Below are 22,555 nucleotides of genomic sequence, written 5' to 3' on the forward strand. Positions count from 1 at the left end.
GTGCTCCTGTGAGAATCAGGGCCATGGAACGCAGCAGCACCACGCCGGGCGGCAGTGCCCGCCGCGAGGCCACCCGGCAGAAGCTCTACGAGGCGGCCGTCACCCTCATCGCCGAGCAAGGCTTCTCCGCCACCACCGTGGACGAGATCGCCGAGCGGGCGGGGGTCGCGAAGGGCACGGTCTACTACAACTTCGCGAGCAAGTCGGTCCTCTTCGAGGAGCTGCTGCGACACGGGGTCGGTCTGCTGACCGCCTCGCTGCGGGAGGCGGCCGAGCGGACGGCCGCGGAGGGCGGCGGCAGGGTCGACGCCCTGGACGCGATGATCCGCGCGGGGCTCGTCTTCATCGACCGCTACCCGGCCTTCACCCAGCTGTACGTGGCCGAGCTGTGGCGCACCAACCGGGCCTGGCAGTCCACGCTGACGGTGGTGCGGCAGCAGGCCGTGGCGGTGGTCGAGGGCGTGCTGCGCGAGGGCGTGGCGAACGGCGAGTTCAGCGACGAGATCGACGTCCCGCTGACGGCGGCGGCACTGGTCGGCATGGTGCTGGTGGCCGCGCTGGACTGGAAGTCCTTCCAGCCGGAGCGCTCCCTGGACGACGTGCACTCCGCCCTGTCCCGGCTGCTGCAGGGGCGGGTCAGCGGCCGCCCCTGAACCCCGGACGGACGAAGGCGCCGGCCCCGCGGTAGCCGCGTCCCCCGCGGGCCACCGCGGGACCGGCGCCTTCCTTGCTCCCCCGTACGTTCCCCCCGGAACCCCGTTGCGGTCGTCCCCCGGGTTCCCCCGTGCCTCGCTCCCGCCGGCGGTTCCGGCGGAAGGAGCGGATCGCGGGCCCGCACCGTTCCGGCGCCCCGTGTCGCCGGTTCCGGGGCGGGGCCCCTCTCCGTGGTCTCCACTCTCCCGTTCCCGGGGTCCGGCCCCCATCCGCGCGCGTACTCAACTCGGCGGCTAGGTACGGGTACTCAGGGCCGCGCACGCGCGCCCACGGCCCGGTGCCGCCGCCTGGGGCCGGGGACGGGGGCGTGGGTACTCGGGAACGGGCTGTCGGAGGCGGCGGATAAAGTCCCTGGCATGGCACGGATTGCGGTGATCGGCGCCGGGATGGGCGCGATGGCGGCCGCCGCCCGGCTGGCCGTCGCGGGCCACCGGGTGGCGGTGTACGAGCGGACGGAGACGTACGGCGGCGCGCTGCGCCGTCTGGAGCGGGACGGGTTCGCCTTCGACACCGGGCCCGGACTGCTCCCGCTGCCGGCGGTCTACCGGGATCTGTTCCTGAAGACCGGCAAGGAGCCGCTGGAGGCGTGCGTCGAGCTGGTCCAGGTCGACCCGTCGTCGCACCACGTGTTCGCGGACGGTACGCGCGTGTCGCTGCCGAACGCCTCCCGCGCGGGCGTCGTCTCCGCGCTGGAGGAGAGCCTCGGGGCGGACGCGGCCCGGCGCTGGGGGGAGTTCCTGGTGCGGGCCCGGGATGCCTGGGACCGGTCGCGCCGGCCGCTGCTGGAGGAGCCGCTGTGGCCCAACTGGCGGGTGCTGGCCGAGCGTGAGCCGTATCCGGCGGTCCCGCACCGGAGGTTCCTGCGCACGCGCACGGCGGGCACGCTCGCGGAGGCCGGTGCGTGGGAGCTGCGTGATCCCCGGCTGATCGCGCTGCTGGAGGGCCACGCCCTGGCGTACGGCCTCGACCCCCGCGCCACTCCGGCGAGCGCGGCGGTGCTGCCGTACATGGAGCACGCCTTCGGCATGTGGTACGTGCGCGGTGGCATGCGGGAGCTGGCGCGGGCCGTGTACGAGCGGTGCCTGGCCCGCCGGGTGGAGTTCCGCTTCGGCGCGGAGGTCGCCGGGATCCTGGAGAAGGACGGCCGGGCGGCGGGGCTGGAGCTCGCCGACGGCACCGTCGCGGAGGCGGACCTCGTGGTCGCCGGGGTGGCCCCCGGGGTGCTGGACCGGCTGAGCCGGGGGACGCGGGTGCGCGGTGCCGGAGAGGTCCCGGCCCGGCGGGGGACGGCGAGCAGGGTGACGGTGGCGCTGGCGCTGCGGGGCGGGCGCCCGGAGGGGACCCCGCACCGTACGGTCGTGCACACGGAGGACCGGGAGGCCGAACTGGAGTCGCTGTCCGGTGCGCCCGGAGGCCTGCCCCCGCGGCCCACGGTCACGGTGCTGCGGCCGGACGACCCGGCCCTGGTCCCGGACGCCGGCCACGAGGCGGTCACGGTGACGTCGGTGGTGCCCGCCGGGGCCGAGGGGGCCTGGGACGCGTACGCCGGGAATCTGATCGCCGTCGCCGAGCGTGCCGTGCCCGGCCTGCGCGACCGGCTGCTGTGGCACGAGGTGCGCACCCCGGCCGACATCGCCGGGGAGACCGGCGCGGAGGGCGGCGCGGTGCCGGTGCCGGCGCTGGCCGCGGCGGGCGGGCGGCTGCTGCACCCGGCCAACAGCACCTCTCTGGCGGGGCTGTTCACGGCCGGCGGCTGGTCCCATCCCGGCGGCGGGCTTCCGCACGCCGGGATGTCGGGGGCGCTGGTGGCCGGACTGATCGTGGAGGGGCCGGAGTTCCGCGGGTCGCAGTGAGCGCGCTCAGTAGCGGTACTGCTCGTCGTACCCGCCGCCGCTGCCGTCGCCGTGCGTCTGTCCGTCGCCCTGGTACGGGTACTGCTGCTGCTCGGGCGGGAGTTCACCGCCGTACGGGTCGTCGGCGGTGCGCTGCTGCGGGACCCACAGGCCGCCGGCCGGGGTCTCGCCGCCGTAGCCCTGCTGGGCGTACGGGTCCTGCCCGTAGCCCTGCTGGGAGTACTGCTGCGGGTCGGCGTAGCCGGTGTCGTACGAGGCGTTCCCGTAGGCCGAGTTGCCGATGTACGGATCGGAGTAGGCCGCGTACTGCTGCTGGCCCGTGGTGTCGTAGCCCTGTTGCTGTCCGTAACCGGAGTAGTCGTAGGCGTAGTTGGGGTCGGCACCCTGGGCGGCCGTCGCGTACTGGTCCTGCTGGTCCTGCGCCGGGGCCGCGTACCCGGTGTCGCCGCCGTAGACGCCGTAGGAGCCGGTGTCGTCGGGGATCGGCTGCGGCTCGTAGACGGCGGTGGTGTCGGCCGCCGGCCGGTCGGGGCGGGCGGCCGGGGTGAACACGTCGTCGCGGTCGTAGTCGTCGTCCGCGGGGTGGCCGGCCCGGTCGCGGGGGGTGTCGTCCTCGTCGCCGTGGCCGGCGCCGGGCGCCTCCAGGCCGGAGACCTCCAGGGTCGGCTCCTGGCGCCCGCGGTCGCCGCGGCGGCCCTTGGCGGCGGCCAGCATCGGCGCGTTGACCGCCCAGCCGGCCGCGAAGCCGCGGCGGAACGACAGGGTCACATAGGTCTGGCCGACCGCGAAGGCCGCGGCGCCCAGCCCGATGACGACCACGGACGGGATCAGCACGCCGAGCACGACGCCGAGGAAGCCGGCGAAGGCGAGCAGCCGCCAGCGCAGACGCGCCTTGTACTGCAGCAGCACCTCACCGAGCAACCACAGCGCGACGACGCCGAACGCGATGTAGAGGACCGCCCAGCCCATGTACGCCCCTCTCCCAGTGGTCGCTACTCAGTGTGTCGTATATGAGTGCGACCGGTCTAGGCCCGCGGTGGGTGATGCAGGCCCAGGTTCTCGTAGATTTCCAGGGTCGCCGTGGAGTTGTTGAGCGTGATGAAGTGCAGTCCGGGCACTCCCTCGGCCAGCAGCCGGGCGCAGAACTCCGTGGCGAACTCGATACCGATCGAGCGTACCGCCGCCGGATCGTCCTTCGCTGCGAGGATCCGCTCTTCGAGGGCCCGCGGGAACACGGCGTTACTGAGCTTTGGCAACCTCTCCAGCATCTTCACGCTGGTCACCGGCATGACCTCGGGAATCACCGGGGTCTCGCAACCCGCCGCGTGGACTCGGTCACGCAGCCGCAGATAGGACTCGGGCTGGAAGAACATCTGGGTGATCGCGTAGTCGGCGCCGGCCCGGCACTTGTCGACGAAGTGGGCGACGTCGGTGTCCCAGTCGGCCGAGCGCGGGTGCATCTCCGGGAAGGCGGCGACGCCGACGCAGAAGTCGCCCGACTCCTTGATGAGCCGGACGAGTTCGGCGGCGTAGGTCAGTCCCTGCGGGTGCGGCACCCAGTCGCCCATCGGGTCGCCGGGCGGGTCGCCGCGCACGGCGAGCATGTTGCGGATCCCGGCGTCGGCGTACTGGCCGATGATGTTGCGCAGTTCGGCGACGGTGTGGTCGACCGCGGTGAGGTGGGCGACCGGGGTGAGGGTGGTGTCGGCGACGATCTGCTGGGTCTCCTTGACCGTGCCGGCGCGCGTGGAGCCGCCGGCGCCGTAGGTCACGGAGACGAAGTCCGGCGCGACCGCCTCGACCCTGCGCAGCGCGCTCCACAGGTTCCGCTCGCCCTTGGGGGTTTTCGGCGCCGAGAACTCGAACGAATACGTCGTCTTGCCTGCGGCGAGCATGTCGCGCACGGTGCGTGCGCGGTCAGTCCTGGTGGATGCGGTTCCGAGGGCCATACCGGCAGGTTAGCCAGGGGGCGGCGGTCCCCCAACCGGATGCGGGACATTTGTCCGAAATGCCGATGTGTTGTCCATCCCTTGGACACATCTGAGACGCGTAGGGGTCATCCGGCGTGCGGGGGCGCCGCCTGCCGCAGCCGCTTCGCGAACTCGGCTGCCGCCGCGCCCGGGTCGTCCGCCTCGGTGATGGCCCGTACGACGACGACCCGGCGGGCACCGGCGTCCAGCACCTCGTCGAGGTTGCCGAGGTCGATGCCGCCGATGGCGAACCAGGGGCGCTCGGTGCCCAGGGCGGCGGTGTACCGGACGAGGTCCAGGCCGGGGGCGTGGCGGCCGGGCTTGGTGGGGGTGGGCCAGCAGGGGCCGGTGCAGAAGTAGTCCACACCGGGCTGGACGGCCGCCGCGGCGGCCTCGGACTCGGCGTGGGTGGAACGGCCGATCAGGACGTCGTCGCCGACGATCGCGCGGGCGGCGGGGACGGGCAGGTCGCCCTGGCCGAGGTGGAGGACGTCGGCCCCGGCGGCGTGGGCGACGTCCGCGCGGTCGTTGACCGCGAGCAGCTTGCCGTGCCGGGCGCAGGCGTCGGCGAGGACCGCGAGATGCTCGAGTTCCTCGCCGGCCTCCATGCCCTTGTCCCGCAGCTGCACGATGTCGACCCCGCCGGCCAGGACCGCGTCCAGGAACTCCGGGAGGTCGCCCTGCCGCCTGCGGGCGTCGGTGCACAGGTAGAGCAGGGCGCCGGCGAGCCGGGCGCGAGCGGTGGCGGTCACAGGAGGGTCCCCCAGGGTGTCGGCGGCGTACGGGCCCGGCGGGCCCGGTATGTCAGGGGCGCACGCCTCCGGCCGTCACGGGCCGACGGGGCGCCCACCGCAACGGACCCTATGCCGCCGCGCCGACGACCGCGAGAGGCCCCTCACGGACCACCGCCCCGCCCCGGGTGCCGCGAATCGCCGGCGCCCGGTACACGGGGCCGCCCCGCCCGGAATCCCGGTGGCCGCGGCCCGGCGAACGCCTCCGTGCGCATGCGAGGCCGCGGCCACCTCGCTCGGCCGGCCCACCGCCCGGTGCGCGAGGCTGTCTCGGCCGGAATCCCGGCGATCCGACGGACGTGAACCCGTCACACGGCCCGGCTCACCGCCCGCCCCGGGCTCCGTACCGGCGCGGATTCCCGCGGCCGGGGCTCGCCGCACCGGCCGGCGGGGTCCGGATCGTGGACGGTCGGGGCCGGGTCAGACGGCGAGCGCCTGGGCGCGGCGCTTCACCTCCGTGCCGCGGTTCTCACTGAGTGCCTGGGCGGGCGTGCCCGGCAGGGAGGGGTCGGGGGTGAAGAGCCATTCCAGCATCTCTTCGTCCGTGAAGCCGTCGTCCCGCAGGAGCGTCAGGGTCCCGGTCAGGCCCTTGACGATCTTGTCCTCGTCGATGAAGGCGGCGGGTACGTGCAGCGCGCGGTTCTCACCTCGGCGTACGGCGATGAGCTGGCCCTCCTTGACCAGCTGCCGGACGCGCGTCACCTCGACACCGAGCATCTCGGCGATGTCGGGCAAGGTGAGCCAGGCGGGGACGAGAGCATCGATCTTTGCGTCAATCTCGGTCACGGGACAAGCCTGCCATCCGCCACCGACAGTCGGAAGTCAGCCCCGCCCACCTGGGCGGACGCGCCGGGCCGGGAGTGTCACGCCGTCGCCGACTTCAGAGGCCGCGCCGGGTCCGCCAGCGCCTCCGCGTCCATCGCCGTGCCCGCCTCGATCAGCCTGCGTCCCTGCGCCAGGTCCCGGGGCCGTCCCACCGCGAGCAGCGCGACCAGGCGGGACCCCCGCAGCCAGCAGACGCTCCACGCCGCCTCGGCGGGGTCCCCGCGCCGCACCGTCCGGTCGGCGTCCGCGTGGTGTCCCGCGTACTGCACGAAGCGCCCGAACTGCTCGGACCAGAAGTACGGCACCGGGTCGTAGGCCACCGGCTCCCGGCCGGTGGCCGCGCCGAGGATGTTCACGGCGACCGTGCGCGGCCCCTGGAGGGCGTTGTCCCAGTGGTGGACCAGCAGACGCTCGCCGTAGCGCCCGGACGGGAAGGACGCGCAGTCGCCGACCGCGTACACGTCCGGCAGGGAGGTCGCCAGATGACGGTCGGCGACGACCTCCCCGTGCGTCCCGAGCTCGATCCCGGAACCCGCCAGCCAGGAGGTGGCGGGCCGGGCCCCGATGCCGACGACCACGGCGCCCGCGGGCAGCCGCGTGCCGTCGTCCAGGACCGCGGCACCGGGTTCGACGCGCTCCACGCGCGCGTGCGTGCGCAGGGTGACGCCCGCCTCGGCGTACCAGGCGGCCATCGGGGCGGTCACCTCGGCGGGCAGCGCCTCGGCGAGCGGCCGCTCCCCCGCCTCCACGACGGTGACCGCGCAGCCCGCCTCGCGGGCCGCCGTGGCGAACTCCGCGCCGATCCAGCCGGCGCCGACCACCACGATGTCGTGCTGCCGCGCGAGCACCGGCCGCAGCCGCGCGACGTCGTCCAGGGTGCGCAGCAGGTGCACGCCGGGCACGCCCTCCGCGCCCGGCAGCCGGAGCGGTTCCGCACCGGTGGCGACCACCAGGACGTCGTACGGGACGGGCCCGTTCTCCGTGTCCAGTTCGTGGTCGGCGGGGCGCAGGCCGAGCACCTCGCAGCCGAGCCGCAGTTCGACGCCGGCGTCCTCGAAGTCGACGTCGAAGGCGGAGTCCTCGGCCTTGCCGAGCAGCACCGCCTTCGACAACGGCGGTCTGTCATACGGCTGGTGGGGTTCCGCGCCGATCAGGGTCACGGCGCCGGTGAAGCCCTGCTCCCGCAGGGCGAGGGCGGTCTGCACGCCGGCCATGCCCGCGCCCGCCACCACCACCCGCCGCGGCTCGGACCGTCCCGGTCCCTGGGTCTGCTCGCTCACCCGATCACCTTAGACACCTGACGCGGCATCATCGCCGAGCTGTTCCACCACGCTCGTCCCGCTGCCCGGCTGCGACTCCCACTCCCAGGTCTCCTCCAGCCGTACCCGCCCGTCGGGCAGCTCCACGACCGTCGACACGCAGTGCCCCGAGGAGGTGGTGCCGTCCCGCTTGAGCTGCACGTACCGGAAGTCCAGCCGGTCCCCCGCGCGGGTGCCCACCAGGTACCCGCGTACGACGTCGCCGCCCGCGTACTCGGCCCAGATCTCGCCGCCCCGCTCGTGGTAGACGAACCGGGTGCGGGTGCCGACCTGGCCGGGGGCCTGGTCGGCCACGGGGGCGAGGACGAGTCCGTCGAGCGATGGTGCCACGCGGAGGCTCCCTTACAAGCGCGGTGTACTGCGGGCTAGGGTGGCCAACGTACAAGCACTCGCGGGAGCCCGGACGCACCGGGCTGAGAGGGAGGCTGGCGGCCTCCGACCGTACGAACCTGATCCGGGTCATGCCGGCGAAGGGAGGGGCTGGACGCCCATGTCGCCCACGCGTACCTCAGACGTCCTCGTCGTCGGGGGCGGAATCATCGGACTGGTCACGGCCTGGCGGGCCGCGCAGCGCGGTCTCGCCACGGCCGTGGTGGACCCCGAGCCGGGCGGCGGCGCCGCCCGGGTGGCCGCCGGGATGCTGGCCGCCGTCACGGAACTGCACTACGGCGAGGAGACCCTGCTCGGTCTGAACCTCGCCTCCGCGCGGCGCTATCCCGGCTTCGCGGCCGAACTGACCGAGCTGACCGGCCACGACCTCGGCTACCGCGCGTGCGGCACGCTCGCCGTGGCACTGGACGCCGACGACCGCGCCCACCTGCGGGAACTGCACGCCCTGCAGCAGCGGTCGGGGCTGGACTCGCAGTGGCTGTCCGGGCGGGACTGCCGGCGTCTGGAGCCGATGCTCGCGCCGGGGGTGCGCGGCGGCCTGCGGGTGGACGGCGACCACCAGATCGACCCCCGGCGGCTGGCGGCCGCGCTGGTCACCGCCTGTGAGCGCGCGGGCGTGACCGTCCACCGCGCGCGGGCCGAGCGGCTCGTCGTCACGGGGGACCGCGCGACGGGCGTGGTCACGGCCGACGGCACCGAGCTGGGTGCCGGGCAGGTGGTGCTCGCCGCGGGCAGCCTCAGCGGACGGCTCGCGGGCGTCCCGGCGGACGTCCTGCCTCCCGTGCGGCCCGTGAAGGGACAGGTGGTGCGGCTGACGATGCCCGCGCGGCACGGTCCCTTCCTGAACCGGACCGTGCGGGCCGTGGTGCGCGGCAGCCATGTCTACCTGGTGCCGCGCGAGAACGGCGAGCTGGTGATCGGGGCGACCAGCGAGGAGATGGGCTGGGACACCACCGTGACCGCGGGCGGCGTGTACGAGCTGCTGCGCGACGCCCACGAACTGGTCCCCGGCATCACCGAGCTGCCGCTGACCGAGACCCTGGCCGGACTGCGCCCCGCCTCCCCCGACAACGCGCCGCTGCTCGGCCCGACGGAGCTCGAGGGGCTGCTGCTCGCCACCGGCCACTACCGCAACGGCGTCCTGCTGACGCCGGTCACCGGCGACGCCATGGCGGAGGCCCTGACCACCGGCGCCCTGCCGGAGGTGGCCCGCCCGTTCACCCCCCGGCGCTTCGGCGCCGCCGTCCTCACGGAGCAGCCCGCATGAACGTCTCGGTCAACGGGGAGCGCCGGGAGTTCGCGCCCGGCACCGCTCTCGACCTCGTCGTGAAGTCACTCACCGCGGCCCCCTCGGGGGTGGCCGCCGCCCTCAACGAAACCGTCGTCCCGCGCGCGCAGTGGCCCGCCACGCCCCTCAGCGAGGGGGACAGGGTGGAAGTCCTGACCGCCGTCCAGGGAGGCTGACCATGGCCGACGATCCGTTCCTCCTCGGTGGTACGTCCTTCACGTCCCGCCTGATCATGGGCACCGGCGGGGCGCCGAGCCTCGACGTGCTGGAGCGGGCGCTGGTGGCGTCCGGGACGGAGCTGACGACCGTCGCGATGCGGCGGGTGGACCCCTCGGTGCACGGCTCCGTGCTGTCGGTGCTGGAGAAACTGGGCATCCGGGTGCTGCCGAACACGGCGGGGTGCTTCACCGCCGGGGAGGCCGTGCTCACCGCGCGCCTCGCGCGGGAGGCGCTCGGCACGGACCTGGTCAAGCTGGAGGTCATCGCCGACGAGCGGACGCTGCTGCCGGACCCGGTCGAGCTGCTGGACGCGGCGGAGACGCTGGTCGACGACGGGTTCACGGTGCTGCCGTACACGAACGACGATCCGGTGCTGGCGCGGAAGCTGGAGGACGTGGGGTGTGCGGCGGTCATGCCGCTGGGGTCGCCGATCGGGTCGGGGCTGGGGATCCGCAATCCGCACAACTTCGAGCTGATCGTGGAGCGGGCGGGGGTGCCGGTGATCCTGGACGCGGGGGCGGGAACGGCGTCGGACGTGGCGCTGGCGATGGAGCTGGGGTGTGCGGGGGTGATGCTGGCGTCCGCCGTCACCCGGGCGCAGGAGCCGGTGCTGATGGCTTCCGCGATGCGGGGGGCCGTGGAGGCGGGGCGGCTGGCTCGGCTGGCGGGGCGGATTCCCCGGCGGTGGTTCGCCGCGGAGGCGTCTTCTCCTGCGGAGGGCATGGCTGTGCTGGATCCTGAGCGGCCGGCTTTCTAGGGGCTGCTTGCTGGGGCTGGGCAGGGCTGGGTTTCGCTTGCTGGCGCTTGCAAGGTGCCGCTGCGCCCACCCGTGCCGCCCTGCGGCACGATTGCCCGCAGCTACGGCGGTGCGGCTGTCCGCGGCTACGGCGGTGCGGCTGTCCGCGGCTGCGGCGGTGCGGCTGTCCGCAGTTACGCGATACGCACGTCACAGGTCCGCTTCAAGGAGGGGTGAAGCGGTGAGGGGTGTCGGTGGGGGCTCGTAGACTCACTGCGTGGATACGACCCTTCAGGACCCCCTGGTCGGGCAGGTGCTCGACGGCCGGTATCGCGTCGAGGCGCGGATCGCGGTCGGCGGGATGGCCACGGTCTACCGGGCCCTGGACACCCGTCTGGACCGCGTCCTCGCGCTCAAGGTGATGCACCCCTCCCTCGCGGCCGACGGCTCGTTCGTCGAGCGGTTCATCCGCGAGGCGAAGTCGGTCGCCCGGCTGGCCCACCCGAACGTGGTGCAGGTCTTCGACCAGGGCACCGACGGGGCGTACGTCTACCTGGCGATGGAGTACATCGCCGGCTGCACCCTGCGCGACGTGCTGCGCGAGCGCGGCGCGCTCCAGCCGCGGGCCGCGCTGGACATCCTGGAGCCGGTGCTGGCCGCGCTCGGCGCCGCGCACCGGGCCGGGTTCGTGCACCGGGACATGAAGCCCGAGAACGTGCTGATAGGGGACGACGGCAGGGTCAAGGTCGCCGACTTCGGGCTGGTGCGCGCCGTGGACTCGGTGACGAACACCACGGGCACGGTGCTGGGCACGGTTTCGTACCTGGCCCCCGAGCAGATCGAGAACGGCGTCGCGGACTCCCGCGTGGACGTCTACGCCTGCGGCATCCTGCTCTACGAGATGCTGACCGGCGAGAAGCCGCACGACGGCGACTCCCCGGCGATCGTGCTCTACAAGCATCTGCACGACGACGTGCCGGCCCCGTCGGCCGCCGTGCCCGGCATGGCGTACGAGCTGGACGAGCTGGTCGCGTCGGCGACCGCGCGCAACCCCGAGCTCCGTCCGCACGACGCGGTGGCGCTGCTCGCGCAGGCCCGCGCGGGGCGCGGCCGGCTCACCGACGAGCAGCTCGACGCGCTGCCGCCGCAGGCGCTGACGTCGGAGCACGACAACGCGGAGGACCGTACGAGCGTCATCCCGCGCTCCCTGACGGTGCCCCGCCCGCTGCCCGTCGACGAGGACGAGGCCGCGGACCCCGTGCACCGCACCAGCCGGTTCCGGTCCCCGCCGCCGCTGCCGCCCCGGCGCCGGACGGCGCTGCGGCGCGGACCGATGGCAGTCGTCGTGGCCGTGCTCCTGGTCCTCGGGGTCGGCACCGGCATCTGGTACATCAACTCCGGCCAGTTCACCAAGGTCCCGCCGTTGCTGGGGAAGACCGAGCAGGAGGCCAGGGAGCGGCTGGCGGACGCCGGGCTGGACGCCGGCCAGGTGAAGGAGGCGTACAGCGACACCGTGGAGCGGGGCACGGTGATCAGCACCGACCCGAAGGCGGGCGCCCGCATCCGCGGCGGCGACTCGGTGTCGCTGACCCTCTCCAAGGGCCGGCAGACCGTGCGGGTGCCCGACCTCGACGGCTACCCGCTGGACAAGGCGCGGGACCTGCTGAAGGACGAGGATCTGGAGCCGGGCATGGTCACCCGTGAGTTCAGCGACACCGTGGAGCGGGGCTCGGTGATCTCCACGGAGCCGGGCAAGGGCACCGAGGTCCGCGCGGGCTCCGCCGTGGCGCTGACCGTGAGCAAGGGCAGCCCGGTGGACGTGCCGGACGTGACCGGCGACGACGCGCAGGACGCCCGCGCGGAGCTGGAGGAGGCCGGCCTCAAGGTGAGGATCGCCGACGGGCGGGTCAACTCCGAGTACGACGCCGGTCAGGTGGCCCGGCAGACCCCGGGCGCGGGACGGCGGGCCGCCGAGGGCGACACCGTGACGCTGACGCTGTCCAAGGGCCCGGAGATGATCGAGGTGCCGGACGTGATCGGCGACAGCGTGGACGAGGCCAAGGAGAAGCTGAAGGACGCCGGGTTCGGCGTGTCCGAGGACCGCGGGCTGCTCGGACTCTTCGGCGACACCGTCAAGGGCCAGTCCGTGGACGGCGGGGACCCCGCGCCCAAGGGCTCGACGATAACCATCGAGATCCGCTGACCGGCGGGACCGGCGCACGTGACACCCTTGACGGGTGAAGAGTCACCTGTCCGGTCCCGCCCGCAACCCGGTCGGCGGCCACGTCCCCGTGGCCGGCGGTCTGCACTCCGTCGGCCTGTCCTACGCCCGTGAGCTGAACGCCGAGGCGGTGCAGGTCTTCGTCGCCAATCCGCGCGGCTGGGCCACCCCGGCCGGCAGTCCGAAGCAGGACGAGGCGTTCCGCGCGGCCTGTGCGGCCGGTTCCATCCCGGCGTACGTGCACGCCCCGTACCTGATCAACTTCGGGTCCCACACCGAGGCGACCGTCGAGCGGTCCGTGGAGTCGCTGCGGCACTCGCTGCGACGCGGCCGGGAGATCGGCGCGCTGGGCGTGGTGGTGCACACGGGCAGCGCGACCGGCGGACGGGAGCGGGCGGTGGCGCTGCGGCAGGTACGGGAGCACATGCTGCCGCTGCTCGACGAGCTCACCCATGACGACGACCCGTTCCTGCTGCTGGAGTCCACGGCGGGGCAGGGCTCCTCGCTGTGCTCGCGGACCTGGGACTTCGGACCGTACTTCGAGGCGCTGGACGCCCATCCGAAGCTGGGCGTCTGCCTGGACACCTGCCACGTCTTCGCGGCCGGCCACGACCTGACCGGGCCGGACGGGATGCGTCAGACGCTGGACCTGCTGGTGGACACCGTCGGCGAGGGCCGGCTGAGGCTGATCCACGCCAATGACTCCAAGGACGTGGCCGGTGCGCACAAGGACCGGCACGCGAACATCGGCGCCGGGCACATCGGCGAGGACCCGTTCCGGGTGCTAATGACGCACCCGGCGACCGAGGGCGTACCGCTGGTCATCGAGACGCCCGGCGGCAAGGAGGGACACGCCGCGGACGTGGAGCGGCTGAAGAAGCTGCGGGACGGCTGAGACCGTACGCCGGCCGGAACGGCGGTCAGAGCTCGGGCCCGTCCCCGGGCCCCTCCTGGTAGGAGTAGCGCTGCTCCGTCCAGGGGTCGCCGACGTTGTGGTAGCCGCGTTCCTCCCAGAAGCCCCGGCGGTCGGCGGTCATGTACTCCACACCGCGCACCCATTTGGGGCCCTTCCAGGCGTACAGGTGGGGGACGATCAGCCGCAGCGGAAAGCCGTGCTCGGCGGTGAGCAGTTCGCCGTCCTTGTGGGTGGCGAAGAGGGCGCGCTCGGAGGTGAAGTCGGCCAGCCGGAGGTTGGAGCTGAATCCGTACTCCGCCCAGACCATCACATGGGTGACGTCCGGCGCGGGCGGGGCGATGTCCACGACGGTGCGCGCCGGGATCCCGCCCCACTCGGCGCCGACCATGCTGAACTTGGTGACGCAGTGCAGGTCGGCCACGACGGTGGTGTACGGCAGGGCCGTGAACTCCTCGTGGTTCCAGCAGTGCTTCGCGCCGTCGGCGGTGGCGCCGAAGACCCGGAACTCCCAGCGTTCGGGCCGGAACTTGGGGACCGGCCCGTAGTGCGTGACCGGCCAGCCCTTCTGCAGCCGCTGCCCCGGCGGGAGCTCGAACCGCGCCGCTCCTTCTGCTGCGCGCTCCCCCGATTCGCGTTCCGCCGGCTGACCCATGCCTCCATCCTGACAGACCGGTGGCGATGCCCCTGAACCGGGCCCGGCAGAATCGGTCAAACAGGTACATAAAGCACCGAGTATGTACTTACTTACTAAGTCAAGACTTACTGGACGATCTTCTCCGCCGGTGCAATCATGCGGCCCAACCGGCCAGTTCCCCCCGCGCGGAAGGAGCCCATGCGATGCAGGGCGACCCCGAGGTCATCGAATTCCTGAACGAGCAGCTGACCGCCGAGCTCACGGCGATCAACCAGTACTTCCTGCACTCGAAACTGCAGGACCACAAGGGCTGGACGAAACTCGCCGAGTACACGCGCGCCGAGTCCTTCGACGAGATGCGCCACGCCGAGGTGCTCACCGACCGCATCCTGATGCTCGACGGCCTGCCGAACTACCAGCGGCTGTTCCACGTCCGGGTCGGACAGAGCGTCACCGAGATGTTCCAGGCCGACCGGGAGATCGAGCTGGAGGCGATCGACCGGCTGCGCCGCGGGGTGGAGGTCATGCGCACCAAGGGCGACATCACGTCGGCCAACGTCTTCGAGGCGATCCTGGCCGACGAGGAGCACCACATCGACTACCTGGACACCCAGCTCGACCTGATCGAGAAAATGGGCGAGTCGCTGTACCTGTCGACGGTGATCGAGCAGTCCCAGCCCGACCCGTCGGGCCCGGGGACGAGCGGCTTTTCGACCCCCTGAGGGGGTTCTACGCGGCTTCCGGGAGCTCCGCCGTGAGCGGCGGCTCACCCTGGTCGACGAGCTGCCGGCGCGGGCAGGAGCCGCGGCCGAGCAGTGCCTGGATGCGCCGTACGCAGCCGCCGCAGTCGGTGCCGGCCTTGCAGGCGGAGGCGATCTGGCGGGGCGTGCACGCTCCGGCGTCCGCGTGACTCCTCACCTGTTCCTCGGTCACACCGAAGCAACTGCAGACGAACACGCGGTTCACCTCCCGATACGGTACTGGGCCGAGCCGTCCCGACCCCCGATCGGTGAGGCTAACCTAACCTTACCTGTCGCCCGAAGGGCACAAAAGTGAGGTGGGGCGCGATCCGGTGTGATACACGCCCCACCCCTTCGCCGGTGTCACCGGCCGCGCCGGCTACTGGTCGCGGTACATCTCCGCGACGAGGAACGCCAGGTCCAGCGACTGGCTGCGGTTGAGCCTCGGGTCGCAGGCCGTCTCGTAGCGCTGGTGCAGATCGTCGACGAAGATCTCGTCGCCGCCGCCCACGCACTCGGTGACGTCGTCACCGGTGAGCTCCACGTGGATGCCGCCCGGGTGGGTGCCGAGCCCCTTGTGGACCTCGAAGAAGCCCTTGACCTCGTCGAGCACGTCGTCGAAACGGCGGGTCTTGTGGCCGGAGGCCGCCTCGAAGGTGTTGCCGTGCATCGGGTCGGTCACCCAGGCCACGGTGGCGCCGGACGCGGTGACCTTCTCGACCAGCTCGGGCAGCTTGTCGCGGATCTTGTCCGCGCCCATCCGGACGATGAAGGTCAGCCGGCCGGGCTCACGCTCGGGGTCGAGGCGCTCGATGTACTGCAGCGCCTCCTCGGCCGTGGTGCTGGGGCCGAGCTTGACACCGATCGGGTTGCGGATCCGCGAGGCGAACTCGATGTGCGCGTGGTCCAGCTGCCGGGTGCGCTCACCGATCCACACCATGTGCCCGGAGACGTCGTAGAGCTGACCGGTGCGCGAGTCGACGCGGGTGAGCGCCGACTCGTAGTCGAGCAGCAGCGCCTCGTGCGAGGAGAAGAACTCGACGGTCTTGAACTCCTCCGGGTCGGTGCCGCAGGCCCGCATGAAGTTCAGCGCGTTGTCGATCTCCCGGGCGAGCTGCTCGTAGCGCTGGCCGGACGGCGACGACTTCACGAAGTCCTGGTTCCAGGCGTGCACCTGGCGCAGGTCGGCGTAGCCGCCGGTGGTGAAGGCGCGCACCAGGTTCAGCGTGGACGCCGACGCGTGGTACATGCGCTTCAGCCGCTCGGGGTCCGGGATCCGGGCCTCTTCGGTGAAGTCGAAGCCGTTGACGGAGTCGCCCCGGTAGGTCGGCAGCGTCACGCCGTCGCGGGTCTCGGTCGGCTTGGAGCGCGGCTTGGAGTACTGGCCGGCGATCCGCCCGACCTTCACGACCGGCACGGACGCCGCGTACGTGAGGACGGCGCCCATCTGGAGGAGGGTCTTGAGCTTGTTTCGGATGTGGTCGGCGGACACGGCGTCGAAGGCCTCGGCGCAGTCGCCGCCCTGGAGGAGGAACGCCTCTCCCTTGGCGACGGACGCCATCCGGGCGCGCAGCTGGTCGCACTCGCCCGCGAAGACGAGCGGCGGATACGACTCGAGGTCCGCGATCACTGCGCGCAGAGCCTCGGTGTCGGGGTACTCGGGCTGCTGCGCCGCGGGCAGGTCTCGCCAGGTGTTGCCAGCGCTCGGGCTGGTCTTAGCGTTCACGGTCACGCCCTCAACACTACGGGGTGCTTTCGCCGCTTCCGGGCCATGCCCAGAAAGTGAGACAGGCGATACGTTCCGTGGACATGGGGTAGGGTGCGTCACATGTTCGCGCACTCGACCCAGAACTGGTGGTGGCCCGCTTCTCCGGCGGCCCACTGACTGCGCGTACGCAAGACTTCGCGAAGGCCGCCCGAGGGGCGGCCTTCGGTGTTTCCCGGGGCCGTTCCTCACGCTCATGACAGCGACGAGACGAGGGACACCCCATGGACCTGGCACAGCTCCCGCACGACGACCGCCCCTTCGCCCTGCTGCGCCGCCGCACGCCGGGCCACGACCACGACGTGGTCGAGCTGCTGATCGGCCCGGTCGGCACCCGCGACCTGCTGGCCGACCTGCCCGACGAGTGCCTGGCGGTCGTCCCCTTCCGGCAGATCCGCGAGCGCGGCTTCGACGTCCGTGACGACGGCACCCCGCTGCTGGTGCTGACGCCCGAGGAGCGGTACGAGATCCCGCTCGCCGAGGCCCTCGACCGGCTCCCCGCGCACGACGTCCGGGTGGAGGGCGGCGGCTTCGACGTCGGCGACGAGGAGTACGCGCGGATCGTCGGGCGCGTCCTGGACGAGGAGATCGGACGGGGCGAGGGCGCCAACTTCGTGATCCGGCGGACGTACGAGGGTGAGATCCCCGGGTTCGGACGGGCCGACGCGCTCGCGCTGTTCCGGCGCCTCCTCGAAGGGGAGCGGGGCGCGTACTGGACGTTCGTCGTGCACACCGGGGAGCGCACGCTGGTCGGGGCGAGCCCCGAGGTGCATGTGCGGGCGTCGGGCGGGACGGTCGTGATGAACCCGATCAGCGGCACCTACCGCTATCCCGCCGAGGGGCCGGCCCCCGAGCACCTGCTGGAGTTCCTCGCCGACGGCAAGGAGATCGAGGAGCTGTCGATGGTCGTCGACGAGGAGCTCAAGATGATGTGCACCGTCGGCGACATGGGCGGGGTCGTGGTCGGGCCCCGGCTGAAGGAGATGGCGCACCTCGCGCACACCGAGTACGAGCTGCGCGGCCGGTCCTCGCTGGATGTGCGCGAGGTGCTGAAGGAGACCATGTTCGCGGCGACCGTCACCGGCTCGCCCGTCCAGAACGCCTGCCGGGTGATCGAACGGCACGAGACCGGCGGGCGCGGCTACTACGCGGGGGCGCTGGCGCTCATCGGCCGCGACGAGGGCGGCGCCCAGACGCTGGACTCCCCCATCCTCATCCGCACCGCCGACATCGACGCGGCCGGGCGGCTGCGGGTGCCGGTCGGGGCCACGCTGGTGCGCGGCTCCGACCCGGCGGGCGAGGTCGCGGAGACCCATGCCAAGGCGGCCGGCGTGCTGGCCGCGCTGGGGGTGCGTCCGGGACGCCCGCGCGAGGAGTCCGTACGGCCGAGGCTGGCCGACGACCCCCGGGTGCGGGCGGCGCTGGACGGACGGCGGGCCTCGCTGGCGCCGTTCTGGCTGCGGATGCAGGAGCGGTCGGACGAGCTGACCGGGCACGCCCTGGTCGTCGACGGGGAGGACACCTTCACCGCGATGCTCGCCCACGTACTGCGCGCCACCGGGCTGGATGTGACCGTCCGCCGGTACGACGAACCGGGGCTGCGGGAGGCGGTGCTCGGGCACGAGGGGCCGCTGGTGCTGGGCCCCGGACCGGGCGACCCGTCCGACACGGCCGACCCGAAGATGCGGTTCCTGCGCGCCCTGGCCGCCGAGGTGATCGGGGAGAACCGGCACGGCGTCCTCGGGGTCTGCCTCGGCCACGAGCTGATCGCGGCCGAGCTGGGCCTGGAGACCGTGCGCAAGGAGGTGCCGTACCAGGGGGCGCAGACGGAGATCGACCTGTTCGGGCGGCCGGAGACGGTCGGCTTCTACAACAGCTTCGTGGCGCACTGCGACGACGACACCGCGCGGGAGCTGGACGCGCACGGCGTCGAGGTGAGCCGTACCGCGGGCGGCGAGGTGCACGCGCTCCGGGGGCCGGGCTTCGCCGGGGTGCAGTTCCACCCCGAGTCGGTGCTGACCCTGAACGGTTCGGCGATCGTCCGGGAGCTGGTGGGTCAGCTCCGGGGCACCAGCACGTTCTCGGAGCGGCGGCCGGCGGTGTAGTCGAGGACGTTGTCCACCGTGGTCCGGACGATCTGCCCGACGGCGTCCGCGGTGTAGTACGCCTGGTGGGAGGTGACCAGGACGTTCGGGAACGTGACGAGGCGGGCCAGGGTGTCGTCGTCGACGGCCTCCAGGGACTTGTCGAGGAAGAACAGTCCCGCCTCCGCCTCGTACACGTCCAGGCCGACGCCCGTGAAGCGGCCCTCGCGCAGCTCGGCGACGAGGGCCGCGGTGTCGACGAGGCCGCCCCGGCTGGAGTTCACCAGGATCGCGTCGTCCCGCATGATCTTCAGGGCGTCGGCGTCGATGAGGTGCCGGGTGGCGGGCAGCAGCGGGACGTGCAGGCTGATCAGGTCGGACTCGGCGAGCAGCCGCTCCTTGGGGACGTAGGTCATGCCGAGGTCCAGGCAGGCGGGGTTCTCGGTGACGTCCCAGCCGAGCAGCCGCATGCCGAAGCCGTGGGCGATCCGGGCGAACGCCTCGCCGATCTTCCCGGTGCCGAGGATCCCTGCGGTGCGGCCGTGCAGGTCGCGGCCCATCAGCCCGTCGAGCCGGAAGTCGAAGTCGCGGGTGCGGGTGGAGGCGCGGACGATCCGGCGGTTGACGGCCATGGCGAGCGTCCAGGCGAACTCGGCGACCGAGTACGGCGAGTAGGACGACACCCGGGCGACCGTCAGGCCGAGCCGTTCGGCGACCTCCAGGTCGATGTTGTTGAAGCCGGTGGAGCGCTGGGCGACCATCCGGGTGCCGCCGGCCGCGAGGCCGGAGAGCACCTCGGCGCCGAGGTCGCAGTTGACGCTGGTGGAGACGATCTCGTGGCCCGCGGCGATGGGGGCGGTGTCCGCGTTGAGGAAGACGTCGAGGCCGCGCACCTCGTGGTGTCCGGCGAAGGCCCGCTCGATCAGGGGCTTCTCGTCGGCCTGCACTCCGAACGCCAGGATCTCCACGGTTCCCTCCGGGGTTCGTGCCGGGTTCCTTGCCGTACCCGCGAATATACGAGGGCCGGGGAGGGCGTGCCCGGGCCGGACGGGGCACACCTGAAGGGCCGTCCGCCCGTTCCGCCCGGCCTACTCGTCGTCGAGGCCGCGCTCTATGGCGTAGCGGACGAGTTCGACGCGGTTGTGCAGTTGCAGCTTGCCGAGGGTGTTCTGCACGTGGTTCTGCACGGTGCGGTGGGAGATGACGAGCCGTTCGGCGATCTGCTTGTAGCTGAGGCCCTTGGCGACCAGGCGCAGCACCTCGGTCTCGCGGTCGGTCAGCCGGGGCGCGCCCGGTTCGCCGTCGGCGGGGGCGGGTCCGGCCGGTTCGGAGGCGAGGCGGCGGTACTCGCCGAGGACCAGCCCGGCCAGGCCCGGGGTGAACACCGGGTCGCCGGCCGCCGTACGGCGCACCGCGTCCCGCAGCTCCTCGGTGGAGGCGGACTTCAGCAGGTAGCCGGTGGCGCCGGACTTGACGGCCTCCAGGACGTCGGCGTGCTCGCCGCTCGCCGAGAGCACCAGCACGCGGACGGCGGGGTCGGCGGCGACGACCTCCTTGCAGACCTGGACGCCGGGCTTGCCGGGCAGGTTCAGGTCGAGGACGAGGACGCCGGGCGCGGCGGCCTTGGCGCGGCGCACCGCCTGGTCGCCGTCGCCGGCGGTGGCGACGACCTCGAAGCCGGATTCGGACAGGTCGCGGGCGACGGCGTCGCGCCACATGGGGTGGTCGTCGACCACCATGACCCTGATCGGGTCCCCGTGGTCCCCATGGGTCCTGTGGTCCCCGTGGTCCCCGTGCTCCCTGTGCTCCCCGGTGCTGTCCGTCATCGCCGTTCCGCCTTCCCCCGCGGGTCCTTCGTTTCCTTCATGTCCTTGGGCACCTTCAGTTCGACCTCCGTGCCCTGCCCCGGCACCGAGATCAGTTCCGCGCTGCCGCCGAGGTCGCGCAGCCGGCCCCGGATGGACAGCGCCACGCCGAGCCGGCCCTCGCCCTCGGCCTGGGCGAGCCGGCCCTCGGGGATGCCGGGACCGTCGTCGCGGACGGTGACGATCACCTCGTCCGGTTCGTCCTCGACCAGGATCCAGGCGCGTGCCCGCTCCCCCGCGTGCCTGCGGACGTTGTCCAGGGCGGCCCCGACGGCGGCGGCCACCTCCCGCGCGGCGGCCGGCGCCAGCCGCACCGGCGCTCCGGGCTCGGCGAGGCTGACCAGGGAGCCGGCGTAGGGGGCGAGCAGGGTGCGCAGGTCGACCGGCCCGTCGTCCCCGGTGTCGTCCTCGTCCACGGCCCGTACGACGGCGCCCTCGGCGGTGTCCTCCGAGGCGCGGGAGACGGGGACGAGCCCGCCGGAGACCAGGGTGCGCAGGGCGATCTCCTGCTCCCCGGCCATCCGGCCCAGTTCGGCGGCCTCCCCGCCGATGACCGCGCCCCGGCGCTGCACCATGGCCAGCACCTGGAGCACGCTGTCGTGGATGTCCCGCGCGAGGCGCTCCCGCTCCCTGGTCGCGGCCTCGATCTCCAGCGCGCGGGCGAGGGTGCGCTCGGAGGCGCGGGCCACCTCGACGACGTAGCCGATGGCGATGGAGGCGACCCATACGAGGATCACGTTGTGCACGGTGTCGCGGGCGGGGTTGCCGCGCTCGATCAGGTTGGCGACGGCGACGAGGGTGGAGGCGAGGGCCGCCCAGCGCCAGCCGCCCTTGACGGCGAAGGCGAGCACCGATCCGGCGGTCCAGATGGACGGCAGCGTCGGGCCGCCCCCGTGGACGCGTTCGGGCGCGTCGGCGAGGGGCGTGAGCAGGATGCCGACGAGCGCGACGGTCAGGTCGGCGGTGAGGAAGCGCTTGGTGCAGGCGGCCTCGCTCGCGGTCCTGGGCAGGGTGGCCAGGGTCCACACCGCGAGGACGGCGAAGTAGCCGACGGCGAGCCAGGGGCGGGGGAACTCCGCGTGGGCGGTGGCGAACAGGCCGATCGCGTACACGAGGGTGAGGACCCGGTAGCCGGTGAGGGCACGCCACAGCGGCTGCTCGACCGACATGCGCATGACTCGCTCGCGCCTGGCCATGTCCCCCACTCCCCCCTGTGCCCCCGTCCAGGGGCCGGGCCGTCGCCCGTTCTACCGCTCCCGGCCGTCCTGTCTACTGCTCCCGGTCGTCCTGCTCCATCGCGGCCTTCAGTTTCTCGGCCTGTTCCTTCTCCGCGCGGGCGAGCGCGGCCTTCGCCGCCTTCTCCGCTTCCTTCTCGGTCTTGGCCGCCTCCGAGAGCTGCCGCTTCATGGCGGTGGCGTACATGTCGACGTACTCCTGCCCGGACAGCTTCATGATTTCGTACATGACCTCGTCGGTCACCGCGCGGAGCACGAAGCGGTCGTGCTCCATGCCCTGGTAGCGGCTGAAGTCCAGCGGCCTGCCGATCCGTATACCGGGCCGCATCAGCTTCGGCATGACCTGGCCGGGCGGCTGGATCTTCTCCGTGTCGATCATGGCGACCGGTATGACGGGCGCCCCGGTGGCCAGCGCCACGCGCGCGAGGCCGCCCGGCTTGCCCCGGTAGAGGCGGCCGTCGGGCGAGCGGGTGCCCTCCGGGTAGATGCCGAACAGCTCGCCGCGCTCGATGACCTCGATGCCGCTCTTGATCGCGGCCTCGCCCGCGCCGCGCGTGCCGGAGCGGTCCACCGGGAGCTGGCCCACGCCCTTGAAGAAGGCGGCCGTCAGCCGGCCCTTCACGCCCGGCGTGGTGAAGTACTCGGCCTTGGCGATGAAGGTGACCTTGCGGTCCAGTACGGCCGGCAGGAAGAAGGAGTCGGAGAACGACAGGTGGTTGCTGGCCAGGATGGCGGGGCCCTCGGCGGGGATGTTCTCCAGGCCCTCCACCCAGGGCCTGAAGGCGAGCTTCAGCGGCCCTCCGATGGCGACCTTCATCGTGCCGTACAACAACCGAGTGCCTCCTGTGCGTGTTCGTCAGACCATATCCCGGAGCGCGGTCAAAGGCCCCGACGGCCCTGGTCGGTGTCAGTGCGGTCGCGTACGGTGAAGGTCCTGCAACCCGTGTGCGGCGCCTGCCGCGATCATCGTGACGTACCAGACCTTCCTAC

Annotated in this window: 23 protein-coding genes and 1 riboswitch; of the genes, 10 read left to right on the top strand and 13 right to left on the bottom strand. The window is 72.8% G+C overall.

What is annotated here, in order from left to right:
- The first annotated feature begins 23 nt into the window (after nt 1–23).
- Together IH50_RS0108540 and IH50_RS0108545 are read left to right on the top strand one after the other, a co-directional pair.
- A complete protein-coding gene (locus IH50_RS0108540; RefSeq protein WP_030858987.1) occupies nt 24–653 on the top strand; it encodes a TetR/AcrR family transcriptional regulator in 630 nt (209 codons plus the stop codon).
- A gap of 417 nt (nt 654–1,070) precedes the next feature.
- A complete protein-coding gene (locus IH50_RS0108545) occupies nt 1,071–2,567 on the top strand; it encodes a phytoene desaturase family protein (protein WP_030858989.1) in 1,497 nt (498 codons plus the stop codon).
- Nucleotides 2,568–2,573: 6 nt separating this feature from the next.
- Here the strand turns inward: IH50_RS0108545 and IH50_RS0108550 are convergent, their stop codons facing one another.
- The 6 genes from IH50_RS0108550 to IH50_RS0108575 form a co-directional block, all read right to left on the bottom strand.
- A complete protein-coding gene (locus tag IH50_RS0108550) occupies nt 2,574–3,536 on the bottom strand; it encodes a hypothetical protein (protein WP_030858991.1) in 963 nt (320 codons plus the stop codon).
- Nucleotides 3,537–3,592: 56 nt separating this feature from the next.
- Nucleotides 3,593–4,516, bottom strand: a complete 924-nt coding sequence (gene metF / locus IH50_RS0108555) for a methylenetetrahydrofolate reductase [NAD(P)H] (RefSeq protein ID WP_051767220.1) — start codon at nt 4,514–4,516, stop codon at nt 3,593–3,595.
- Nucleotides 4,517–4,623: 107 nt separating this feature from the next.
- Nucleotides 4,624–5,289, bottom strand: coding sequence for a thiamine phosphate synthase (gene thiE, locus IH50_RS0108560; protein WP_037872185.1), 666 nt, complete (start codon nt 5,287–5,289; stop codon nt 4,624–4,626).
- 459 nt (nt 5,290–5,748) lie between these two features.
- Nucleotides 5,749–6,114 (bottom strand): Rv2175c family DNA-binding protein, encoded by a 366-nt coding sequence (locus tag IH50_RS0108565; protein WP_030858998.1) that lies wholly within the window; start codon nt 6,112–6,114, stop codon nt 5,749–5,751.
- A 77-nt stretch (nt 6,115–6,191) separates the two neighbouring features.
- Nucleotides 6,192–7,433, bottom strand: a complete 1,242-nt coding sequence (locus IH50_RS0108570; protein ID WP_030858999.1) for an NAD(P)/FAD-dependent oxidoreductase — start codon at nt 7,431–7,433, stop codon at nt 6,192–6,194.
- A 9-nt stretch (nt 7,434–7,442) separates the two neighbouring features.
- Nucleotides 7,443–7,802, bottom strand: a complete 360-nt coding sequence (locus tag IH50_RS0108575) for a hypothetical protein (protein ID WP_030859001.1) — start codon at nt 7,800–7,802, stop codon at nt 7,443–7,445.
- Between the two features lie 51 nt (nt 7,803–7,853).
- Nucleotides 7,854–7,965, top strand: a riboswitch (TPP riboswitch).
- Here IH50_RS0108575 and thiO point away from each other — a divergent pair.
- From thiO to IH50_RS0108600, 5 genes are all read left to right on the top strand, one after another.
- On the top strand, nt 7,963–9,129 hold the full coding sequence (gene thiO, locus IH50_RS0108580; RefSeq protein WP_030859003.1) for a glycine oxidase ThiO: 1,167 nt from the start codon (nt 7,963–7,965) through the stop codon (nt 9,127–9,129). Its footprint overlaps the riboswitch before it by 3 nt.
- Nucleotides 9,126–9,326, top strand: coding sequence for a sulfur carrier protein ThiS (gene thiS, locus IH50_RS0108585; protein WP_030859005.1), 201 nt, complete (start codon nt 9,126–9,128; stop codon nt 9,324–9,326). The genes thiO and thiS overlap by 4 nt, the downstream gene beginning before the upstream one ends.
- A gap of 2 nt (nt 9,327–9,328) precedes the next feature.
- The gene (locus IH50_RS0108590) at nt 9,329–10,126 is read left to right on the top strand and encodes a thiazole synthase (protein WP_030859007.1); all 798 of its coding nucleotides are present in this window, start codon (nt 9,329–9,331) and stop codon (nt 10,124–10,126) included.
- 256 nt (nt 10,127–10,382) lie between these two features.
- Nucleotides 10,383–12,308 (top strand): Stk1 family PASTA domain-containing Ser/Thr kinase, encoded by a 1,926-nt coding sequence (gene pknB / locus IH50_RS0108595; RefSeq protein WP_030859009.1) that lies wholly within the window; start codon nt 10,383–10,385, stop codon nt 12,306–12,308.
- Nucleotides 12,309–12,342: 34 nt separating this feature from the next.
- Nucleotides 12,343–13,221, top strand: a complete 879-nt coding sequence (locus IH50_RS0108600; RefSeq protein ID WP_030859011.1) for a deoxyribonuclease IV — start codon at nt 12,343–12,345, stop codon at nt 13,219–13,221.
- 25 nt (nt 13,222–13,246) lie between these two features.
- Here the strand turns inward: IH50_RS0108600 and IH50_RS0108605 are convergent, their stop codons facing one another.
- Nucleotides 13,247–13,894, bottom strand: coding sequence for a sulfite oxidase-like oxidoreductase (locus IH50_RS0108605; RefSeq protein WP_030859014.1), 648 nt, complete (start codon nt 13,892–13,894; stop codon nt 13,247–13,249).
- Nucleotides 13,895–14,079: 185 nt separating this feature from the next.
- Between IH50_RS0108605 and bfr the strand changes: the two genes are divergently transcribed.
- Nucleotides 14,080–14,598, top strand: a complete 519-nt coding sequence (gene bfr, locus IH50_RS0108610; protein WP_030859016.1) for a bacterioferritin — start codon at nt 14,080–14,082, stop codon at nt 14,596–14,598.
- 7 nt (nt 14,599–14,605) lie between these two features.
- Here the strand turns inward: bfr and IH50_RS0108615 are convergent, their stop codons facing one another.
- Together IH50_RS0108615 and IH50_RS0108620 are read right to left on the bottom strand one after the other, a co-directional pair.
- Nucleotides 14,606–14,842 carry a (2Fe-2S)-binding protein gene (locus IH50_RS0108615; RefSeq protein ID WP_030859018.1) on the bottom strand — a complete coding sequence of 79 codons (237 nt, stop codon included), beginning with the start codon at nt 14,840–14,842 and terminating at the stop codon, nt 14,606–14,608.
- 153 nt (nt 14,843–14,995) lie between these two features.
- Nucleotides 14,996–16,348, bottom strand: a complete 1,353-nt coding sequence (locus tag IH50_RS0108620; protein ID WP_030859020.1) for a class II 3-deoxy-7-phosphoheptulonate synthase — start codon at nt 16,346–16,348, stop codon at nt 14,996–14,998.
- A gap of 96 nt (nt 16,349–16,444) precedes the next feature.
- Between IH50_RS0108620 and IH50_RS43515 the strand changes: the two genes are divergently transcribed.
- Together IH50_RS43515 and IH50_RS0108625 are read left to right on the top strand one after the other, a co-directional pair.
- Nucleotides 16,445–16,501 (top strand): trp operon leader peptide, encoded by a 57-nt coding sequence (locus IH50_RS43515; RefSeq protein ID WP_107062014.1) that lies wholly within the window; start codon nt 16,445–16,447, stop codon nt 16,499–16,501.
- A gap of 104 nt (nt 16,502–16,605) precedes the next feature.
- Nucleotides 16,606–18,486: an anthranilate synthase family protein gene (locus IH50_RS0108625; protein ID WP_030859023.1), complete on the top strand. Its 1,881-nt coding sequence runs from the start codon at nt 16,606–16,608 to the stop codon at nt 18,484–18,486.
- Here IH50_RS0108625 and IH50_RS0108630 read toward each other — a convergent pair.
- The 4 genes from IH50_RS0108630 to IH50_RS0108645 form a co-directional block, all read right to left on the bottom strand.
- Nucleotides 18,438–19,433, bottom strand: a complete 996-nt coding sequence (locus IH50_RS0108630) for a 2-hydroxyacid dehydrogenase (RefSeq protein ID WP_030859025.1) — start codon at nt 19,431–19,433, stop codon at nt 18,438–18,440. The two genes, IH50_RS0108625 and IH50_RS0108630, sit on opposite strands and share 49 nt — an antisense overlap.
- A gap of 120 nt (nt 19,434–19,553) precedes the next feature.
- Nucleotides 19,554–20,204 (bottom strand): response regulator, encoded by a 651-nt coding sequence (locus tag IH50_RS0108635; RefSeq protein WP_030859027.1) that lies wholly within the window; start codon nt 20,202–20,204, stop codon nt 19,554–19,556.
- Between the two features lie 83 nt (nt 20,205–20,287).
- Nucleotides 20,288–21,526, bottom strand: a complete 1,239-nt coding sequence (macS, locus tag IH50_RS0108640; RefSeq protein WP_030859030.1) for a MacS family sensor histidine kinase — start codon at nt 21,524–21,526, stop codon at nt 20,288–20,290.
- A 73-nt stretch (nt 21,527–21,599) separates the two neighbouring features.
- Entirely contained in the window at nt 21,600–22,382 is a 783-nt protein-coding gene (locus IH50_RS0108645) for a lysophospholipid acyltransferase family protein (protein WP_030859033.1), read from the bottom strand.
- Nucleotides 22,383–22,555 lie beyond the last annotated feature (173 nt).

This window comes from Streptomyces sp. NRRL S-37, from assembly GCF_000721605.1.
GTDB lineage: Bacteria > Actinomycetota > Actinomycetes > Streptomycetales > Streptomycetaceae > Streptomyces.

Bases quoted from the DNA above. Each gene is read 5' to 3' on its own strand.
- IH50_RS0108590 (WP_030859007.1), top strand. From the start codon at position 9,329: ATGGCCGACGATCCGTTCCTCCTCGGTGGTACGTCCTTCACGTCCCGC.
- thiS (WP_030859005.1), top strand. From the start codon at position 9,126: ATGAACGTCTCGGTCAACGGGGAGCGCCGGGAGTTCGCGCCCGGCACC.
- IH50_RS0108540 (WP_030858987.1), top strand. From the start codon at position 24: ATGGAACGCAGCAGCACCACGCCGGGCGGCAGTGCCCGCCGCGAGGCC.
- IH50_RS0108550 (WP_030858991.1), bottom strand. From the start codon at position 3,536: ATGGGCTGGGCGGTCCTCTACATCGCGTTCGGCGTCGTCGCGCTGTGG.
- macS (WP_030859030.1), bottom strand. From the start codon at position 21,526: ATGGCCAGGCGCGAGCGAGTCATGCGCATGTCGGTCGAGCAGCCGCTG.
- IH50_RS0108645 (WP_030859033.1), bottom strand. From the start codon at position 22,382: ATGAAGGTCGCCATCGGAGGGCCGCTGAAGCTCGCCTTCAGGCCCTGG.
- IH50_RS0108635 (WP_030859027.1), bottom strand. From the start codon at position 20,204: ATGGTGGTCGACGACCACCCCATGTGGCGCGACGCCGTCGCCCGCGAC.
- IH50_RS0108605 (WP_030859014.1), bottom strand. From the start codon at position 13,894: ATGGGTCAGCCGGCGGAACGCGAATCGGGGGAGCGCGCAGCAGAAGGA.
- bfr (WP_030859016.1), top strand. From the start codon at position 14,080: ATGCAGGGCGACCCCGAGGTCATCGAATTCCTGAACGAGCAGCTGACC.
- metF (WP_051767220.1), bottom strand. From the start codon at position 4,516: ATGGCCCTCGGAACCGCATCCACCAGGACTGACCGCGCACGCACCGTG.
- IH50_RS0108625 (WP_030859023.1), top strand. From the start codon at position 16,606: ATGGACCTGGCACAGCTCCCGCACGACGACCGCCCCTTCGCCCTGCTG.
- IH50_RS0108545 (WP_030858989.1), top strand. From the start codon at position 1,071: ATGGCACGGATTGCGGTGATCGGCGCCGGGATGGGCGCGATGGCGGCC.
- thiO (WP_030859003.1), top strand. From the start codon at position 7,963: ATGTCGCCCACGCGTACCTCAGACGTCCTCGTCGTCGGGGGCGGAATC.